17 protein-coding genes are annotated in these 17,959 nt (G+C 53.9%); 6 read left to right on the top strand and 11 right to left on the bottom strand.

The window, feature by feature from the left end; genetic code table 11:
* The first annotated feature begins 37 nt into the window (after positions 1–37).
* On the top strand, positions 38–1,231 hold the full coding sequence (locus tag EE896_RS08590) for a multidrug effflux MFS transporter (protein WP_008925308.1): 1,194 nt from the start codon (positions 38–40) through the stop codon (positions 1,229–1,231).
* Here the strand turns inward: EE896_RS08590 and dadX are convergent.
* Positions 1,224–2,294: a catabolic alanine racemase DadX gene (gene dadX, locus EE896_RS08585; RefSeq protein WP_039660087.1), complete on the bottom strand. Its 1,071-nt coding sequence runs from the start codon at positions 2,292–2,294 to the stop codon at positions 1,224–1,226. The genes EE896_RS08590 and dadX overlap by 8 nt on opposite strands.
* Before the next feature lie 19 nt (positions 2,295–2,313).
* Complete coding sequence (locus tag EE896_RS08580; RefSeq protein WP_033762787.1) at positions 2,314–3,615, bottom strand: D-amino acid dehydrogenase; 1,302 nt, start codon at positions 3,613–3,615, stop codon at positions 2,314–2,316.
* A gap of 504 nt (positions 3,616–4,119) precedes the next feature.
* On the opposite strand from EE896_RS08580, the gene EE896_RS08575 reads away from it, so the two are divergent.
* Complete coding sequence (locus EE896_RS08575; RefSeq protein ID WP_003852729.1) at positions 4,120–5,655, top strand: SpoVR family protein; 1,536 nt, start codon at positions 4,120–4,122, stop codon at positions 5,653–5,655.
* 59 nt (positions 5,656–5,714) lie between these two features.
* Here the strand turns inward: EE896_RS08575 and fadR are convergent, their stop codons facing one another.
* Positions 5,715–6,434, bottom strand: coding sequence for a fatty acid metabolism transcriptional regulator FadR (gene fadR / locus EE896_RS08570; RefSeq protein WP_003852726.1), 720 nt, complete (start codon positions 6,432–6,434; stop codon positions 5,715–5,717).
* Positions 6,435–6,904: 470 nt separating this feature from the next.
* Here fadR and dsbB point away from each other — a divergent pair, with 470 nt between their 5' ends.
* Complete coding sequence (gene dsbB / locus EE896_RS08565) at positions 6,905–7,435, top strand: disulfide bond formation protein DsbB (RefSeq protein ID WP_033762785.1); 531 nt, start codon at positions 6,905–6,907, stop codon at positions 7,433–7,435.
* Between the two features lie 58 nt (positions 7,436–7,493).
* Here dsbB and EE896_RS08560 read toward each other — a convergent pair whose 3' ends face one another.
* From EE896_RS08560 to EE896_RS08550, 3 genes are all read right to left on the bottom strand, one after another.
* Positions 7,494–7,940, bottom strand: coding sequence for a YcgN family cysteine cluster protein (locus EE896_RS08560; protein WP_003852723.1), 447 nt, complete (start codon positions 7,938–7,940; stop codon positions 7,494–7,496).
* A gap of 65 nt (positions 7,941–8,005) precedes the next feature.
* Positions 8,006–8,665, bottom strand: coding sequence for a fumarylacetoacetate hydrolase family protein (locus tag EE896_RS08555; protein ID WP_003852721.1), 660 nt, complete (start codon positions 8,663–8,665; stop codon positions 8,006–8,008).
* Positions 8,666–8,980: 315 nt separating this feature from the next.
* Positions 8,981–9,256, bottom strand: a complete 276-nt coding sequence (locus tag EE896_RS08550) for a YcgL domain-containing protein (RefSeq protein WP_003852719.1) — start codon at positions 9,254–9,256, stop codon at positions 8,981–8,983.
* Between the two features lie 155 nt (positions 9,257–9,411).
* Here EE896_RS08550 and minC point away from each other — a divergent pair, with 155 nt between their 5' ends.
* From minC to minE, 3 genes are read left to right on the top strand one after another with little or no spacing between them, the layout of a single operon-like run.
* Positions 9,412–10,125: a septum site-determining protein MinC gene (gene minC, locus EE896_RS08545; protein WP_008925313.1), complete on the top strand. Its 714-nt coding sequence runs from the start codon at positions 9,412–9,414 to the stop codon at positions 10,123–10,125.
* Between the two features lie 33 nt (positions 10,126–10,158).
* The gene (minD, locus tag EE896_RS08540; protein ID WP_003852716.1) at positions 10,159–10,971 is read left to right on the top strand and encodes a septum site-determining protein MinD; all 813 of its coding nucleotides are present in this window, start codon (positions 10,159–10,161) and stop codon (positions 10,969–10,971) included.
* Positions 10,972–10,974: 3 nt separating this feature from the next.
* A complete protein-coding gene (minE, locus tag EE896_RS08535) occupies positions 10,975–11,244 on the top strand; it encodes a cell division topological specificity factor MinE (protein ID WP_008925314.1) in 270 nt (89 codons plus the stop codon).
* Positions 11,245–11,297: 53 nt separating this feature from the next.
* Here the strand turns inward: minE and rnd are convergent, their stop codons facing one another.
* The 5 genes from rnd to EE896_RS08510 form a co-directional block, all read right to left on the bottom strand.
* Complete coding sequence (rnd, locus tag EE896_RS08530) at positions 11,298–12,419, bottom strand: ribonuclease D (RefSeq protein WP_003852713.1); 1,122 nt, start codon at positions 12,417–12,419, stop codon at positions 11,298–11,300.
* A gap of 97 nt (positions 12,420–12,516) precedes the next feature.
* Positions 12,517–14,193: a long-chain-fatty-acid--CoA ligase FadD gene (gene fadD / locus EE896_RS08525; RefSeq protein ID WP_128755131.1), complete on the bottom strand. Its 1,677-nt coding sequence runs from the start codon at positions 14,191–14,193 to the stop codon at positions 12,517–12,519.
* A gap of 207 nt (positions 14,194–14,400) precedes the next feature.
* Positions 14,401–14,997, bottom strand: a complete 597-nt coding sequence (locus EE896_RS08520) for a Slp family lipoprotein (RefSeq protein WP_003852709.1) — start codon at positions 14,995–14,997, stop codon at positions 14,401–14,403.
* Positions 14,998–15,057: 60 nt separating this feature from the next.
* A complete protein-coding gene (gene tsaB, locus EE896_RS08515; RefSeq protein WP_003852707.1) occupies positions 15,058–15,756 on the bottom strand; it encodes a tRNA (adenosine(37)-N6)-threonylcarbamoyltransferase complex dimerization subunit type 1 TsaB in 699 nt (232 codons plus the stop codon).
* A 44-nt stretch (positions 15,757–15,800) separates the two neighbouring features.
* Positions 15,801–17,717 carry a DNA repair helicase YoaA gene (locus tag EE896_RS08510; protein WP_105099122.1) on the bottom strand — a complete coding sequence of 639 codons (1,917 nt, stop codon included), beginning with the start codon at positions 17,715–17,717 and terminating at the stop codon, positions 15,801–15,803.
* Between the last annotated feature and the right edge of the window lie 242 nt (positions 17,718–17,959).

Raw genomic sequence — 17,959 nt, 5'->3', positions numbered from 1 at the left:
CGATCGTTTTTCAACAGAACGTTACCCTCTGGTTGTTATGCAAAAATTTACGCTGCTGTTATTAAGCCTGGTGCTGCTGGCACCCTTAGGCATTGATCTCTATTTGCCCACGCTGCCACAAATCGCAGAAGGGCTGGATACGCCGGTTAATCTGGTTCAGACCACGATTCCGCTGTTTCTGCTGGTCATGGGGCTGGGACAACTGGTCACGGGTCCGCTGGTGGACAACTATGGCCGCAAGCCGATTGCCCTGCTGGGACTTGCGCTTTACATCGCCGGCAGTGCTATCGCTGCCACGGCGACGTCATTCCCGCTGTTCGTCGTTGCTCGTCTGGTGCAGGGCTGTGGCGTCTGTTGTAGCGCCGTTGTCGCCTTTAGCGGCGTGCGCGACCGCCTGAGTGGCGATGATGCCGCACGCGCCTATGGATTCCTGAACGGCGCACTGAATATCGTTCCGGCACTCGCTCCGTTACTGGGTGGCCTGCTGGCCAGCGCCTTTGACTGGCGCGCGCCCTTCTGGTTCCTCTGCGCCTATGGTCTGCTGATTACGCTGCTGGTGATTATCTGGCTGCCCGAGACGCGCCCGGCAGATACCCTGCGGGTGAAAGGATTACCGGTTAAGCAGTACGCTGAAATCCTGCGTCAGCCGCGTTTTCTGGCGTTCGCTTTTGCCAATGCCGGTGCGCTGGGCATGGTGCTGACCTACGTGTCACTGGCACCACAGGTATTAATGACCGAAGGCGGCCTGACGCCGATCCAGTTCTCGTTTGCTTTCGGGGCCAACGGTTTCTGGATTATGTTTGTCAGCATGTTTGTGAATAAAGCGATTCGCAAAGCGGGTCGCCCTTTCTGTCTGGCAATGGGTTTTTTAACGATGCTGCTGGGCGCGGTGCTACTGATGGCGGGAACGCAGATATTTCCGGCGGAAATGCAAACACACTGGGCGCTCTACATGTTCCCGGTGGCGGTATCGGTTGCCGGACTGGCCTTTACGGTAGGACCCGCCACCAGCTATGCGCTGGAGCCGTATCAGCAACAGGCAGGCGTGGCGTCCGCCCTGCAGGGATTTATTCAGATGGCTGGTGGTGCAGCAGGCAGCCTGGTAATCGTTGCGCTGCCGGTGGCGGAGAAGCTCTCGCTGAGCCTGATGATGCTGCTGGGTGCAGCGCTGGCGTTTATCGCCTGGCGCTGCAGCAGAAAGATGCGCGGCAGCCTGACCGCGCTTAAATAACGGTGACCGGAACGCGGGGTGCCAGGGCGCACATCAGCTCATACCCTACCGTTCCGGCTGCTTTTGCGACCTGATCGATTTTCACCTGCTCACCCCACAGCTCAACGGCTGAGCCAATGCCAGCCTGAGGGCAAGGCGTTAAGTCCACGGTAATCATATCCATGGAGACGGCTCCCACCACCTGCGTCATTACACCATCGACGCAGACCGGCGTGCCGGTTGGGGCATGACGCGGATAGCCATCAGCGTAACCGCAGGCCACCACGCCAATCCGCTGCGCCGTGCTGGCATGATAGCGATAGCCGTAACCCACGCCATCGCCAGCCTGTAATTGCTGAACCGCGATAATCTCACTGCTTAAGGTCATCACCGGCTGCAGGCCACTGCCTGCAATGTCCTGCCAGTTACCGCTGGGCGATGCGCCATACAGAATGATGCCAGGACGAACCCAGTCAAAATGCGCTTCAGGATGCCATAAGGTGCAGGCGGAGTTAGAGAGCGATCGCGGGCAGCTCAACCCTTCTGCCGCCTGCTCAATGCGCTGCAGCGGTGCAACTAAACCCTGCGGATTTTCAGCATCGGCGAAATGCGCCATCAGCGTCATCTCACCGACATTGCTCAGCGCCCGCAGTTTCTGCCACGCGCCGTTGACCTGCTCCGGGCGAAAGCCCAGACGATTCATCCCGCTGTTCATTTTGAGATAAATATCAACCGGGGCAGAGAGTTGGGCACTGGCCAGTGCTTTGATTTGCCAGTTGCTGTGCACACTGGTAGTCAGACGATAGCGATCGATTAACTGCAAATCTTCTGGCTGGAAAAATCCCTCCAGTAACAGAATCGGTTTTTTCCAGCCCTGCTCACGCAGCTGAATCGCCTCCTCCATATTAAGCAGTGCGAAGCCGTCAGTGGCAGATAACGCCTCGCGGACGCGTTCAATACCATGGCCGTAAGCATTCGCTTTCACCACTGACCAGACGCGGGATGCAGGTGCCGCCTGGCGAACGACCGCCAGGTTCTGACGTAACGCCTGCTGATTGATGGTAGCGATAATCGGACGTGACATCCTCTCTCTCCCTGAAGACTTAACGAGTTGCGTTGGCGTTACGCAGCGGCGATGACGTCGCCGCGAAACCGGGTAAGTAGCGGAACACCGCTAAGTCATCCGCCGCAATGGCAGGCTTTTTACCGGAGATGAGATCGGCCAGCAGCTGACCAGAACCACACGCCATCGTCCAGCCCAGCGTACCGTGACCGGTATTGAGCCAGAGATTAGAAATTGGCGTGGCACCCACAATCGGCGTACCGTCTGGCGTCATCGGACGCAGCCCGGTCCAGAAACTCGCCTGCGCGACATGACCGCCTTCAGGATAGAGATCACTGACGACCATCTCCAGCGTTTCCCGACGTGCTTCAGTGAGTCTGGTGTTAAAACCAACAATCTCTGCCATGCCACCCACACGAATACGATCGTCAAAACGGGTCACCGCCACTTTGTAAGTCTCATCCAGAATGGTCGAAACCGGCGCAGCGTCAGGGTTTTTAATCGGAATGGTCAGAGAGTAGCCTTTTAGCGGATAGACCGGGATATCAATGACATTTTTTAACAGCGCGGTGGAGTAAGAACCAAAGGCCACCACATAACTATCCGCCTTGATGATCTCCTCACCACACTTCACACCATAAATACGATTGCCATCGCGCAGCAGGTGGTCAACCGGGGTGTTAAAGCGGAAAACGACGCCCGCCTCTTCGGCCATTTTTGCCAGACGCTGAGTGAAAAGCTGACAGTCGCCGGTTTCATCGTTGGGCAGCCGTAATCCGCCAGTGAGTTTATGCTGCGTTGCCGCCAGAGCTGGCTCAACGCGTGACAGTTCATGCGCCTCTAACAGCTCATAGGGCACGCCCGCGTCGCGCAGCACGGCAATATCTTTGCTGGCGCTGTCAAACTGCTGTTGAGTGCGGAACAATTGTAATGTTCCACCCTGACGACCTTCATAGGCGATGCCGGTCTCAGAACGCAGCGCTTTCATGCAGTCGCGACTGTACTCGGCAATCCGTACCATGCGGCTTTTGTTCTGCTGATAGTGGTTGATGTCGCAGTTACGCAGCATGCGCCACATCCACTCCAGCTGAAAACTGCTGCCATCCAGCCGGATAGCCAGCGGCGCGTGGCGCTGAAACATCCACTTCACGGCTTTCAATGGCACGCCTGGCGCGGCCCAGGGTGCGGCATAACCGGGTGAGATCTGGCCGGCATTACCCGCGCTGGTCTCCATCGCCGCCGCGGGTTGACGATCGATGACGGTCACCTGATGTCCGGCGCGCGCCAGATACCAGGCGCTTGCCACTCCCACCACACCACTTCCAAGAATTACAACGTGCATAGCTCCCCCACCCGGCATGTAAAAGCATAATTCACTGTTAAGAAGATGATAGTCAGCGGATTTACACAGCGGACATCACCCCATAAATTCAGCATCCATTTCACATCTTTTTCACTTTTCAGGTAACTAAAATCTTGCTGCCCGGCTAATTTCAGCGCTTTATGCGCCTTAATCACGAAAGACAGAAATAAATGACAACAGTGGCAGTTAAATCTGCGCATTGCAGGAGAATCCTTCAACCCCATACATTCCGCTTATAAACAGGATGATATTCCGCATTTTAAATTAATAGTCGCATCAAAGGCTGTTAAATTCGCTGCTGCAACACTCTTAATGATTTTGTGCCAAAGAATTCATTTGAGTTCGCATTTCGGATAAGCGACAGTGGGCTATCATTGTTGTGTTCGCTCAGTTTTTTTCGGGTTCCCTTTTTCAGGACGAAGCCTTAAATAACCAGAACGGGTTGTCTTTCGGGTCAGCCGGTTTGCAAAAAAGAGGTGCGCTATGACGACAATCTTTGACGAAGCCATCAGAGACAGCAAACGACTCAATGACGGACCAGACTGGACATTCGAACTGCTTGATGTCTATTTAGCAGAGATCGACCGGGTGGCTAAACTCTACCGGCTTGATACCTACCCGCACCAAATCGAAGTGATCACCTCTGAACAAATGATGGATGCCTATTCCAGCGTCGGCATGCCCATCAACTATTCACACTGGTCATTCGGTAAAAAGTTTATCGAGACCGAGCAGCGTTATAAGCACGGTCAGCAGGGGCTGGCCTATGAGATTGTCATCAACTCGAACCCCTGCATCGCCTACCTGATGGAAGAGAACACCATGACCATGCAGGCGCTGGTGATGGCGCATGCCTGCTATGGTCACAACTCATTCTTCAAAAATAATTATCTGTTCCGCAGCTGGACCGATGCCGGCTCAATTGTCGATTATCTGCTGTTTGCCAAAAACTATATCAGTGACTGCGAAGAGCGCTATGGCGTCGAAGAGGTCGAGCGACTACTCGATTCCTGCCATGCCTTAATGAATTATGGCGTGGATCGCTATAAACGCCCGCAGAAGATCTCCCTGCAGGAGGAGAAGGCGCGCCAGAAAAGTCGTGAAGAGTATCTGCAAAGTCAGGTAAACACCTTGTGGCGCACGCTGCCACGACGTGAGACCGAGGCGGTGGCTTTTGAAGCCGCACGCTACCCTTCTGAGCCGCAGGAAAACCTGCTCTATTTTATGGAAAAAAACGCCCCGCTGCTGGAGTCCTGGCAGCGTGAGATCCTGCGCATCGTGCGCAAGGTAAGCCAGTATTTCTATCCACAGAAACAGACCCAGGTGATGAATGAGGGCTGGGCAACCTTCTGGCACTACACCATCCTGAATCACCTGTATGACGAAGGCAAAGTGTCGGAACGCTTTATGATGGAGTTCCTGCACAGTCACACCAATGTGGTGTTTCAGCCGCCTTATAACAGTCAATGGTACAACGGTATCAACCCTTACGCCTTAGGGTTTGCGATGATGCAGGACATCAAGCGCATCTGTCAGTCGCCAACGGAAGAGGACCGCTACTGGTTCCCGGATATCGCCGGTTCCGACTGGCTGGAAACACTGCATTTTGCGATGCGTGAGTTCAAGGATGAGAGTTTTATCAGCCAGTTCCTGTCGCCGAAAGTGATGCGCGATTTCCGGCTGTTCACTGTGCTGGATGATGACCGCAATAACTATCTCGAAATCGCCGCGATCCACGATGAAGCGGGTTACCGGGCGATTCGTCAGCAACTTTCCGCACAGTACAACCTGAGTAATCTTGAGCCTAACATTCAGGTTTACAACGTTGATGTGCGCGGTGACCGTTCGCTGACACTGCGCTATGTGCCGCAGAGCCGCACGCCGCTGGATAAGAGCCGTCGCGAGGTGCTGAAGCATGTGCATCGCCTGTGGGGGTTCGATGTGATTCTGGAACAGCAGAACGAGGATGGCAGTGTGGAGCTGCTGGACCGCAATCCGCCACGCGGTTCTTCACTTTGAGGGGTCAGTTGAAGGTGACGGCTTAGAAACAAAAAACCGGACGCGATGTCCGGTTTTTTTTAACGTTTGTTGCCGAGATCGTCAGGCAAGTTTTTCTGCATGCTGTGCCAGATTTCACCGCTGCGGCGACCATAGTTGCGCACCACATCCACAATCTCATCCTGTCCTGGTTCTTTATCGCACAGCGCCAGAAGCTTAAGATAGAAATCGCGCGCGACCTGGCGAGCTTCCGGGTTAGAGAAGTAGTGACGACCAACGCGAGTATAGAGGCCTTTCAGGCCATTCAGAATCAAACCATAAATCGGGTTACCTGACGCAAATGCCAGGCCACGGAACACCCGATAATCAAGTTCGGTATAGGCATCAGCCTGATCGGCTGCGGCACTGACTGTCTCCAGCACTTCACGGGCTTTATCAGGATGATGGCGCAGCGCACGGCTGATAAAAATCGATGAAATGTTGCTGCGGACAGACAGCAGGTTGTCGATTAACACGGGAACGCTGTCGTGATCGAGACGGGCCAGGGTTTCCAGAATATTGAGGCCGGAGGTCTCCCAGAAATCGTTTACCCGTGTCGGTTTGCCATGCTGAATCGTCAGCCAGCCATCGCGTGCCAGTCGCTGCAGCACCTCACGCAAGGTAGTGCGCGTTACCCCAATCAATTCAGAAAGCTCACGCTCAGCAGGAAGAATCGATCCGGGCGGAAAGCGACTGTTCCAGATGCTTTCAATAATATACTCTTCAGCAAATCCCGCTGGACTCTGAGCCTTTATAACCATAGCAATGTGTTCTCGTTGCTTTTCTCATCATGATGGGGACTCATCATACCAGACGCCCTATAGCGGATATAGCCTGCGTACTCATTAAACCGGGCGTAGTCGCATATTTCAGAATGGCTGACAATCTAATCTGCTGCGCAGAGACAACCGTCATCAGAACAGTTTTATGGGCTGAAACAACCTGTGTCCCCGAACAGCATAATGGCGTTCTGAATGCGTGGACTGTTTGCGCAGGATAGTTGCTGCCAGCCGTTTCACTGACTGCCTTATGCGACCCACTCTCTCCGCCTGACTGATTTCAATCGCCGTGCTGATGCGACCTCCGCGGCGATAGCCTCTGCAGATCCTCATTTAACCTGTTCTGGATCAGAATCAGGTCATGTTTGCACACGATTTTTCCTTGCGACTGGCTGGTTTGCAAACGCTTTTGGTTTACACTGCGTGGCATTAACGTTTACAGGGAATGCAATATGTTGCGATATCTGAATCAATGTTCACGGGGGCGTGGAGCCTGGTTATTACTGGCACTGACGGCGCTTGCACTGGAATTGACGGCACTCTTTTTTCAGCATGTGATGGGCCTGAAGCCCTGCGTAATGTGTATCTATGAGCGTAATGCCCTGTTTGGTGTGCTGGGTGCGGGTCTGGTGGGCGCAATTGCGCCTAAATCGCCGTTGCGTCTGGGCGCGCTGGCCTTGTGGATCTACAGTGCCTGGGAAGGACTGCGTCTCTCCTATGAACATACGATGATTCAGTTGCACCCTAACCCATTCACCACCTGTGATTTCGCCGCACGCTTCCCCAGCGGATTACCGCTGGATAAGTGGATGCCATCCGTGTTTCAGGCTACCGGCGATTGCGCTGATCGCAGCTGGACGTTCCTGACGCTCAGCATGCCACAGTGGATGATTGTGGTATTCGCCGGTTATCTGCTGGTTGCGGCGCTGGTACTGATTGCCCAGCCGCTAAAACCAAAACGTCGCGATCTCTTTAGTCGCTGAGATCAGGAAAGGCTGCCAATGGCAGCCTTTTTTTCATATCACGACTCACGCGACGCGTTTAGCCGTTGCGATCGGGGCGATCGATAATGTGATCTTCCCAATCCCGCACTTCACTCTCGCGCACGGCAATATACCTTACAGAAATACGCTTCGCGTGCATGGCGGTTTTAGAACCGGCTCGCAGCGGATGCCAGGCGGGGAGATCTTTACCTTCACCCAGCAACCGGTATGCACAGGTACGCGGTAACCAGTTAAACGTGGTCAGATTTTCGCGCGTCAACTTGATGCAATCCTCTTCAAGTTCGAAGCGGCGCTCATAGTTGCGGCACTGGCAGGTTTTAATATTGAGCTGATTACAGGCGACATTGGTGAAGTAGATCTCATCGGTGTCTGCGTCCTGTAACTTGTTCAGGCAACACTGTCCACAACCATCACACAAGGATTCCCATTCCTCATCGCTCATTTGTGCCAGGCGTTTTTGTTGCCAGAAAGGGGTGTCTGTCATGATGATTTGTCCGGGTTGTGCCTAAACCGCACCTTATAAAGCCTATGCTGCGGTGATGCAAGTTTTTAGAGTACGCGCGTGCTGATGCCGTGACCCGCCAGGGAGACTTCCAGCTGATCACCCGAGCGCATCGGGCCCACCCCTTCTGGCGTACCGGTCAGAATCACGTCACCGGCGCGCAGGGTAAAGTAGTGGCTCATGTGTGCAATCAGCGGCAGGATTTTATGAATCATATCTTCGGTGTTACCGTGCTGCCGCACTTCACCATTCACCACCAGTTTCAGTTCGACATTCTGCGGATCGCCACTGAAGTCTGACACCGGGATAAAACCGGAAACCGGACAGGCGTTATCAAAACCTTTGGATTTTTCCCAGGGCTGGCCTGCTTTTTTCAGCCCGGACTGCAGATCACGCAATGTCAGGTCCAGCGCCACGCCATAACCTGCAATCGCTTTAGCCACATGTGCCTCCGTCGCCTGCTTCAGCGTCCCGCCAATCAGCACGGCCAGTTCGACCTCGTGATGAACTTCGCCAAATGCGTCGGGAATAGAGAGCGGCTGGCGTAAATCACACAGCGCTGTTTCCGGCTTGATAAAGATCACCGGCTCAGTCGGCGTTGCGCTGCCCATTTCTTTAATGTGTTTTGCGTAATTACTGCCCACGCAAACCACTTTACTGACCGGAAAATCTAACAGAGCGCCTTGCCAGTTACGATGCTGATACATGCTCATCCCCTGTTCAGGTTAGGTGTGATGCCAGCGCTGCTGGCGGGTTGATGTTTGCTTTTGTGTTGATCGAAATGCCAACCTCATGGCGTGATAATAAGATCCTTTTAACGGTCCGGGGGATGGAATTTGTCAAAAAGCGTAAATGGCGGCGCTGAGGTGCTGAATAATCGTACAAATCAGGCGAAAAAAATGGGCAGGAAATTTAGAAACGGGTGAAACAGATAAGCTGCGCCGTTAATTTTACGCAGCGTCGGGCAATATTATCCTGCCAGGATGACGCCGACAGGATTTATATTTACAGAAGAATCTGAGTTAAACTTTTTTATCAGCCTCTAAATGAATTTTTAGCAGACTTTCAATCGGCGGAGGAAGTTGCAAATAATAGCCCTGCTCACTCAATCCCTGCTTAACTTTATTGATATCTGCATTTGCCAGCCTGTCCCGGCCCGCCAGCTTTAGCACCATCGCCAACTGCGGCTTGCCAAACCCTTTCAGCAATTCTTCAGGAACGCGCGAGAAATCGTCCTTTTTTTCTACATAGAGATAAGTCTGGTCACGTAACGGGCTTCTGTAGATCACACAAAACATATTTTTTACTCGAATTAACCGGCGTTGAGGCTTGTCTGAATATAGCTGTAACTATAACATGCTTGCAGAACTTCGAATATTCACCGTTAGCGCTTCAGTGATGATTTTATCATCGGCTTGCTAACGGTAGTGAAAACAGGACTGAGTCGGGACAGATGTCGCAAACGCCAATCGAATTCAAAGGTAGCAGTTTCACCCTATCTGTCGTCCATTTGCACCACCATGACCCTGCGGTGATTCGTAAGGCACTTCAGGACAAGATTGATCAGGCTCCGGATTTCCTGAAAAACGCACCGGTTGTACTTAACGTCGCCACATTGAGTGCCGAGGTTAACTGGAAACAGTTGCAGCAGGCGATTCTCGCCACCGGTTTACGTATTGTCGGCGTAAGCGGCTGCAAAAATGACGCACTGAAACGCATGATATCCCGGGCAGGCCTGCCGGTTCTGGCAGAAGGCAAAGAGTCCAGACCGCGTGCAGAAGCGCCACCACCCGTGCCAGTTCCTGAACCGCTGCCGGTGGTCACCGAAACGGTGGCAACGAAAACACGCATCGTGAACACGCCGGTGCGTTCAGGCCAGCAGATTTATGCGCGTGACGCTGATTTGATTATCACCAGCAGCGTCAGCGCCGGCGCCGAACTGGTCGCCGATGGCAACATTCATATTTACGGCATGATGCGCGGTCGCGCACTGGCGGGTGCCAGTGGTGATCGCAATTGCCAGATTTTTTGTACCAACCTGGCCGCCGAGCTGGTCTCGATTGCCGGAGAGTACTGGATCATGGATCAGATCCCGCAAGAATTTTTTGGTAAAGCCGCGCGTCTGTGCCTGCAGGATGGCGCGCTGACTATCCAGACACTTAATTAGGCCCCTTTTCTTTTGTTAAGGAAATCAACATTTATGGCACGCATTATTGTAGTTACATCCGGTAAAGGGGGCGTTGGTAAGACCACGTCAAGCGCGGCCATCGCCACCGGTTTAGCGCAGAAAGGCAAAAAGACGGTCGTTATCGACTTTGATATCGGTCTGCGTAATCTGGATTTGATCATGGGTTGTGAACGCCGCGTGGTTTATGACTTCGTCAACGTTATCCAGGGCGATGCCACGCTGAACCAGGCGCTGATTCGCGACAAACGCACTGAGCAACTCTACATTCTGCCCGCCTCGCAGACCCGTGATAAAGATGCGCTGACTCGCGAAGGTGTTGAAAAAGTTCTGAACGACTTAGCCGCTATGGAATTCGATTTCATCGTCTGCGATTCACCGGCAGGGATTGAAACCGGTGCACTGATGGCGCTCTATTTTGCTGATGAAGCCATTATCACTACGAACCCGGAAGTCTCATCTGTGCGTGACTCCGACCGTATCCTCGGTATTATTTCGTCTAAATCGCGTCGTGCGGAAAACAGTCAGGATCCGGTGAAGGAGCATCTGCTGCTGACCCGCTATAACCCTGGCCGGGTTAACCGTGGCGATATGCTGAGCATGGAAGATGTGCTGGAGATTCTGCGCATTCCTCTGGTTGGCGTGATTCCTGAAGATCAATCGGTGTTACGTGCCTCTAACCAGGGTGAACCGGTGATTCTTGACGGCGAATCTGATGCTGGCAAAGCCTATGCCGATACCGTTGAACGGTTGCTCGGTGAAGTACGCCCCTTCCGCTTTATCGAAGAAGAGAAGAAGGGTTTCCTGAAACGCCTGTTCGGGGGATAAACCATGGCATTACTTGATTTCTTTTTATCCCGGAAGAAGAACACTGCCAACATAGCCAAGGAAAGGCTGCAGATTATCGTGGCAGAACGGAGAAGGGGCGACAGTGAGCCCCATTATCTTCCGCAACTTAAGCGCGACATTCTGGAAGTGATTTGCAGATATGTGAAGATCGATCCCGAAATGGTGACTGTGCAGCTCGATCAGAAAGGTGACGATATCTCGATTCTGGAGCTGAACGTAACGTTGCCGGAAACGGATGAAGTGACTAAATGACGCTGACGGTTTCCTGAATTTCCCCTGCGCTCTGGCAGGGGAAATTTTTACCGTTAACAACCCGCCAGAATCTCCTCAATGCCGGGTTTCAGCAGTTCGCCCCGCCATCCGGTCAGTAACTCCGGTTGACGTCCCTGTGGCTTAAGACCCCAGTGCTGGCTTAATACCTGATTAATCTGACGTCGTGACGCCAGTAATTCCTGACTGAACCCACTCTGCCCGCTGACCTGCTGCACCAGAGCTTTCATCGCTTTAAACACCTGCTTGTAATCAGGATGGTCGATCAGATTGCCCAGCGGAGCCGGCAGTTCACTTTCATCCAGCGCCTCTGCTTCGGCCACCAGCGCCACCAGCGTTTTACCGTGGAAACGGATTTCATGACCTGACAGTCCCAGATGATCCAGCTCACCCAGTGAACCTGGCATAAAGCGCGCGACTTTCCACAGGTGCTCTTCGCGCACAACAAAGTTAACCGCCATATCCTTTTCACGCGCCAGTTTCAGACGCCAGGCCGCCAGTCGCTGCAACGCGGCCAGTTGACGCGGACGCAATTGCCAGGCATTGGTGATATCCCGCCAGGCTTCATCCGGCGAAAGGCTATCCAGACGGCGCTGACAAAGATTGTCGCACTCACTGAGCGCCGCCGCCATGTTGCCGGCCTCTTCAGTGTTGATCATCAGCTGGCGCGCAATCGGCAGCAGATAGTGAACGTCTGCCGCCGCATATTCGCACTGACGCTGGGTCAGAGGGCGTGCCAGCCAGTCGGTGCGTGATTCACTTTTATCGAGTTCGACCTGCGTGAAATGCGCCACCATTGAGGCAAAGCCCCAGGAGAGCGGCTGGCCGGAGAAGGCTGCCAGAATCTGTGTATCGATCATCGGTGTCGGCAGCACGCCGAAACGGTGCAGGAAGACTTCCAGATCTTCACCTCCGGCATGGAGGAATTTGGTGACACGGGTGTCGGTAAGCAACGCAATAAAGGGTGACCAGTCACGGATATTCAGTGGGTCAATCAGCACCAATTGGTGATCGTCGAACAGCTGGATCAGGCCAAGCTGAGGATAGTAAGTACGGGTACGGACAAATTCGGTATCCAGTGCCACCGCCGCCTGCTGGCGCGCTTTCTGACACACGTCTGCCAGTTGATCATCCTGGTCGATAAGGGAATAGTTCACGTCTGATTTCCACCGCAGCTAACAACGCGCGGCGCTCCATGTTAAAAACAATAAAAACGCCGGACATGCCGGCGTTCAACCTCAATTTTGCCCGGATTCAGCTCGCGCCGGGTTTTACCTCGTCACGCAACTCGCGCCGCAGAATCTTGCCGACGTTGGTTTTGGGCAAATCATCACGAAACTCAATGATCTTCGGCACCTTGTAGCCGGTCAACTGACGGCGGCAGTGATCGAGCACGTCTTCTTTAGTCAGTGACGCGTCTTTTTTCACGATACAGACTTTTACGGCTTCGCCAGAAAGATCGCTCGGCACACCAATTGCCGCCGCTTCACGCACTTTAGGATGCTGCATCAGCACATCTTCGATTTCATTCGGATAGACATTAAAACCGGAGACCAGAATCATATCTTTTTTGCGGTCAACGATGCGGATAAAGCCTTCCTGATCAACGGTAACAATATCACCGCTGTGGAGCCAGCCATTTTTCAGCACTTCCGCTGTCGCTTCCGGATGCTGCCAGTAGCCCAGCATCACCTGGGGACCTTTGATGCAGAGCTCACCCGGCTCACCTGGCGGCACTTCGTTGCCATCGTCATCCAGAATCCGCACGTCTGTCGAGGGCACCGGCAGGCCGATACTGCCGGTATGACAGCTGATGTCATACGGATTGACTGACACCAGCGGCGAACATTCGGTCAGGCCATAGCCTTCCAGCAGATAGTGTCCGGTTAGCTTTTCCCAGCGTTCCGCCACCACTTTCTGCACAGCCATCCCGCCACCGGCCGAAAGACGCAGCGTTGAGAAATCGAGCTTATTGAACTGCTCATCGTTGAGCAGCGCATTGAACAGCGTGTTCACGCCAGTGATCGCGGTAAACGGAAATTTACCCAGCTCCTTAACGAAGCCAGGAATATCACGCGGATTCGTGATCAGCAGATTCTGACCGCCCAGCTCCAGGAAAAGCAGGCCATTCACTGTTAAAGCGAAAATGTGATAAAGCGGCAGCGCAGTGACGACAAACTCTTTACCGTCGCGCAGCACTTTACCGTAAGTCGCGCGGGTCTGCTCCAGGTTCGCCTGCATGTTGCGATGGGTCAGCATTGCCCCTTTGGCTACGCCGGTCGTGCCGCCGGTGTACTGCAGGAAAGCGAGATCGTCATTTGAGACGGTCGGACGCTGATAATTGAGTGTGGCACCCACGTCCAGAACATGACGAAAGGAGATGGCGCCAGGCAGATGATATTTAGGCACCAGCTTCTTCACATACTTGACGATAAAGTTAACCAGCGTCGCTTTTATGGGTGCCAGCTGATCGCCCATCCGCGTCAGAATGACATGACGCACCGCGGTTTCCGCCACCACTTTTTCCAGCGTGTGGGCAAAATTCGAGACGATGACGATGGCGCTGGCACCGCTGTCATTGAGCTGATGCCTGAGTTCACGTGGCGTATAGAGCGGGTTAACGTTGACCACCACCATGCCAGCGCGCAGCACACCAATCAGGGCCACCGGATACTGCAATAAGTTAGGCATCATCAGGGCCACGCGGTCACCCGCTTTCAGGCCCAGTTGCTGCTGGAGATAGGCGGCAAACGCGCGGCTCTTCTCCTCCAGCTGACGGTAACTCATCTTCTGACCCATGTTTATAAACGCGGGTTGATCAGCGTAGCGTTTTACGGCCTGCTCAAACAGATCCACCAGCGAGGTGTAACGATCTGCACTTATTTCGGCAGGCACATCTGCCGGGTAGCGTTTCAGCCAAACCTTATTCAAGGATTCACCCCGATAATTATGTTGTATTTCCATCGCTGCCTCAGCCAATCTGTTTTGTTAACAATATTTTAACTGATTGTACCAGTTTGCCTGGTTTGGCATGTTGAGGTTGCGAAGTGCATCACTAAATTTCGTGCAGCGAAAACAGGCAAATAAAAAGCCCGGCAGCGAGCACCGCAACCGGGCTGGATATCACCTTTTTCACCGTTACTCGGTCAGTATGGTTTGCACCTCAGTCGGCCCACTGTTAACCATACCCCAGTAAGGATTTGGGCCCCAGTAGCCGCCGCGATGACGAGTCGGACCATACCAGATCCAGGGATCCATTGGCTGAGGCGGTGCTGTTACCTGTTGCGCGAGACGCCAGCGCTGGTAACCTCGTACATCGATAACGGCAAATTTATAATCTGCCTCACCAATTTTGCCCTGCTCCGTTCCCTTCAGGGTACCCAGCACAGTGACATACTGGTTTCTGACATCCACTGGATCAACGAAGCCGTGGATATCGGCATAAATCCGCCCCACCGACGCCGCCCCCAGACGCGGTCTGGCGCTATCGTCCAGCGGCTGTGCAGCAATCTCAAGCCGGGTTTTGCCGTTCAGATTAGTGACATTCACGACCTTGCCGCCAAAGCGAGATTCCTGCCCGACGAAGATCGAAGGATCGCTCATGACCCGCAACAAATCCTGCTGCGGCTGAGGCGAGCTGCCCTGCAGTGTGTCGGGAATCGAGACACAACCGGTTAACGCCAGCACACAGGTCAGCAGCAGACCTGAAAGCCCTTTACCACACATTGACGACATAGACGTTCTCCCGTTAGGTAAAGACTTAGACTGGACGCATAACAATAAGTTGCGTGCATTTTACCGGCCAGGTAATTTTTTCCAGGCGACTTCATTGCGCAGATAAGTGGGCTCCGCCGTCTCCGGCAGCAGCGTATTCCCCTGCGCCAGAGCAAGTATCGCCAGCGGCAGCATATCCTGAGCGGCAGGCAGCGTGACCTCACTGGCAACCAGCGTCAGTTCATGTCCCTGCTGCAGGCCAGGATAAGCCTGCCAGCCGGTGCCAGCGGTCATCCATTCACCAGAGAGCGACTGCATGCGTGCCAGTGCCGCTTCCGGCGACAACACACTTTCGCTGGCTTCGCCCTGCCAGGCACCGTGCTCATCACGCTGATATTCGGCCCAATAGACTTCGCCCATCCGCGCGTCAATCGCCGTTAATACCCGGGTTGCCCCGTGAAGGCGCCATGCGCCTTCCGCCAGCGTCGCGAGGGTAGAAACCGCGATCATCGGCAGTGCTGCGCCCAGTGCAAGGCCCTGCGCAATGCCAATGCCAATGCGTACGCCAGTAAAACTGCCCGGGCCGCGACCAAAGGCGAGCGCGTCCAGTTCGGTCAGTTCCAGCTGCTGTGCCAGCAGGAGCTCTTCGACCAGCGGTAAAATACGCTGGGTATGATCACGCGGGGCGATCTCGAATCGGGCATCAATCTGTTGCTGATTCAGCAAGGCAGCTGAACAGGCTTCTGTCGCCGTATCCAGCGCTAAAATTCGGGCTGACATGACCACCTCAGAAGAAAGAAAACGGCGCGCATATTAGCATAAAATTATGCGTCTGGTTCTGGTTGCTGACGGATAAAGGCGATGGCACGATCAATGTCCCGGGTGCGCGGCGTAGGTGGCAGGCTGTTGAGAAACAACGCGCCATAAGGACGCGATACGAGGCGCTGATCGCAAATCACCAGCACACCCCGATCATCCGTATCACGGATCAACCGCCCCACCCCCTGCTTCAGCGTGATCACGGCATCCGGTAGCTGCACATCCGTGAAGGGATCGCCGCCACGAATCCGGCAATCTTCCATTCTGGCTTTTAACAGGGGATCTTCCGGCGAGGTGAACGGCAGTTTATCGATAATAACCAGCGACAACGCATCACCCCGCACATCAACCCCTTCCCAGAAACTGCTGGTCGCCACCAGCAGGGCGTTGCCTTTGTCGATGAACTGTTTCAGTAACTGACCTTTGCTGGTTTCACCCTGTACCAGCACAGGCAGGGTCATTGAGGCGCGAAATTCTGCCGCCAGTTCACGCATCATCAGGTGCGATGTGCAGAGGAAGAAACAGCGGCCTTTGTTGGCATCGATCAGCGGTTTCATCATCGCGGCCAGCTGGCGGGCGCCGCCGGGACGGTTAGGCTCAGGCAGATTGCGCGGCACGCAGAGCAGTGCCTGCTTCGCAAAGTCAAACGGGCTATTCAGAATCAGGCTCTTTGCCGCATTCACACCCAGTCGTTCGGCGAAATGGGCCATTTTTTCATCCACCGCCAGGGTGGCCGAGGTGAAGATCCACGCCGCTTTACGGTTGTCCATCACTTCCCGGAATCGTTCAGCGACCGAGAGCGGCGTCAGCGCCAGAATAAAATGACGCGACGTACATTCATACCAGTAGCTGTAGCCCGGCTCGTTAATCGCCCGTAACCGTTTTAAGCGGGTACGGTAAAGCGCGGCGCGCTCAAAGGCGGCATCCAGCAGAGCTGAACGACCCAGCGAGAGTTTGATAACGTCGTAACAGAGCTCCAGCGCATCGTCCAGCAAGGTGAACATGCGCAGTATCTGGTTATCGCTCAGCAGTTCGCGTAAATTACCGCGATAACCCGGATCGCCTAATGACAGGCGGAAATCCTGTGCGCATTGCGCCAGTCGATCAGCTGATTTCTGCAGTTGCTGGGCATCACGCACTTCCGTGCGGTAGGCGGTAATAATATCTTTAGCCAGATCGAGTAACTGGCGGCTGGAGAGTTGCTGACCAAAATACTGGCTGGCGATATCGGGCAACTGATGGGCTTCATCGAAGATCATCACATCAGCCTCGGGAATCAATTCGCCAAAGCCCCCCTCTTTTACCACCAGGTCGGCAAGAAACAAATGGTGGTTAACGACCACCACATCAGCGTCCATGGCGCGCTTACGTGCCATGACCACAAAACACTCTTTATAGCGCGGACAATCCATGCCCAGGCAGTTGTCGTTGGTGCTGGTCACCAGCGGCCAGATCGGGCTATCTTCGGTCACACCCGCACAGCTGCTGATGTCGCCATCTTTTGTCTGTGATGACCAACTGCGCAGCGTCACCAGATCGGTTAGCGCCTGCACGGTGAGCTCACCACCGGCCATCGACTGCTGTTCCATGCGTTCCAGGCAGAGATAGTTAGAGCGCCCTTTCAGCAAGGCCGTTTTCCCTTTGAACTTCAGTGCCTTAATCATGGTGGGCAGATCGCGGCCATAAAGCTGATCCTGCAGCGCTTTTGAGCCGGTGGAGACAATGACTTTTTTTCCGGCCCGCAAGGCGGGTGCCAGGTAAGCATAGGTTTTGCCGGTGCCGGTGCCGGCTTCAACCACCAGTTCACCCTGCTGTTTTACGGCTTCAGATACCGCCTGCGCCATCTCACGTTGTGCTTCACGCGGTTTAAAACCCGCGATCGCCAACGCCAGTGCGCCATCCACTGCAAAATCGTCTGCCACATACCCTCTCTAAGAACGGCAAAAACACTGTAATTATGTCAGTATTGGATAAACAAATCAAAATCGATAAATATCAACAGGTTGAGGTTTTAGCCGTTTCAGGTGCGGCGGTACGTGACCCGAAAGTACGATAAGAAAACCTGAAATTTTACCGCTTCATTAAATACCCTGCTGAATAAGCTAATTAATAACAGGGACATTATTCCATTCGCTTTTTAATCTGTAAGGCGATAAACCGCCGT

The sequence above is a fragment of the Pantoea eucalypti genome (genome assembly GCF_009646115.1).
Taxonomy (GTDB): Bacteria; Pseudomonadota; Gammaproteobacteria; order Enterobacterales; family Enterobacteriaceae; genus Pantoea; species Pantoea eucalypti.
This window is presented reverse-complemented; position numbering and strand designations above follow the sequence as displayed.

Bases quoted from the DNA above. Each gene is read 5' to 3' on its own strand.
- EE896_RS08590 (WP_008925308.1), top strand. From the start codon at position 38: ATGCAAAAATTTACGCTGCTGTTATTAAGCCTGGTGCTGCTGGCACCC.
- dadX (WP_039660087.1), bottom strand. From the start codon at position 2,294: ATGTCACGTCCGATTATCGCTACCATCAATCAGCAGGCGTTACGTCAG.
- EE896_RS08580 (WP_033762787.1), bottom strand. From the start codon at position 3,615: ATGCACGTTGTAATTCTTGGAAGTGGTGTGGTGGGAGTGGCAAGCGCC.
- EE896_RS08575 (WP_003852729.1), top strand. From the start codon at position 4,120: ATGACGACAATCTTTGACGAAGCCATCAGAGACAGCAAACGACTCAAT.
- fadR (WP_003852726.1), bottom strand. From the start codon at position 6,434: ATGGTTATAAAGGCTCAGAGTCCAGCGGGATTTGCTGAAGAGTATATT.
- dsbB (WP_033762785.1), top strand. From the start codon at position 6,905: ATGTTGCGATATCTGAATCAATGTTCACGGGGGCGTGGAGCCTGGTTA.
- EE896_RS08560 (WP_003852723.1), bottom strand. From the start codon at position 7,940: ATGACAGACACCCCTTTCTGGCAACAAAAACGCCTGGCACAAATGAGC.
- EE896_RS08555 (WP_003852721.1), bottom strand. From the start codon at position 8,665: ATGTATCAGCATCGTAACTGGCAAGGCGCTCTGTTAGATTTTCCGGTC.
- EE896_RS08550 (WP_003852719.1), bottom strand. From the start codon at position 9,256: ATGTTTTGTGTGATCTACAGAAGCCCGTTACGTGACCAGACTTATCTC.
- minC (WP_008925313.1), top strand. From the start codon at position 9,412: ATGTCGCAAACGCCAATCGAATTCAAAGGTAGCAGTTTCACCCTATCT.
- minD (WP_003852716.1), top strand. From the start codon at position 10,159: ATGGCACGCATTATTGTAGTTACATCCGGTAAAGGGGGCGTTGGTAAG.
- minE (WP_008925314.1), top strand. From the start codon at position 10,975: ATGGCATTACTTGATTTCTTTTTATCCCGGAAGAAGAACACTGCCAAC.
- EE896_RS08520 (WP_003852709.1), bottom strand. From the start codon at position 14,997: ATGTCGTCAATGTGTGGTAAAGGGCTTTCAGGTCTGCTGCTGACCTGT.
- tsaB (WP_003852707.1), bottom strand. From the start codon at position 15,756: ATGTCAGCCCGAATTTTAGCGCTGGATACGGCGACAGAAGCCTGTTCA.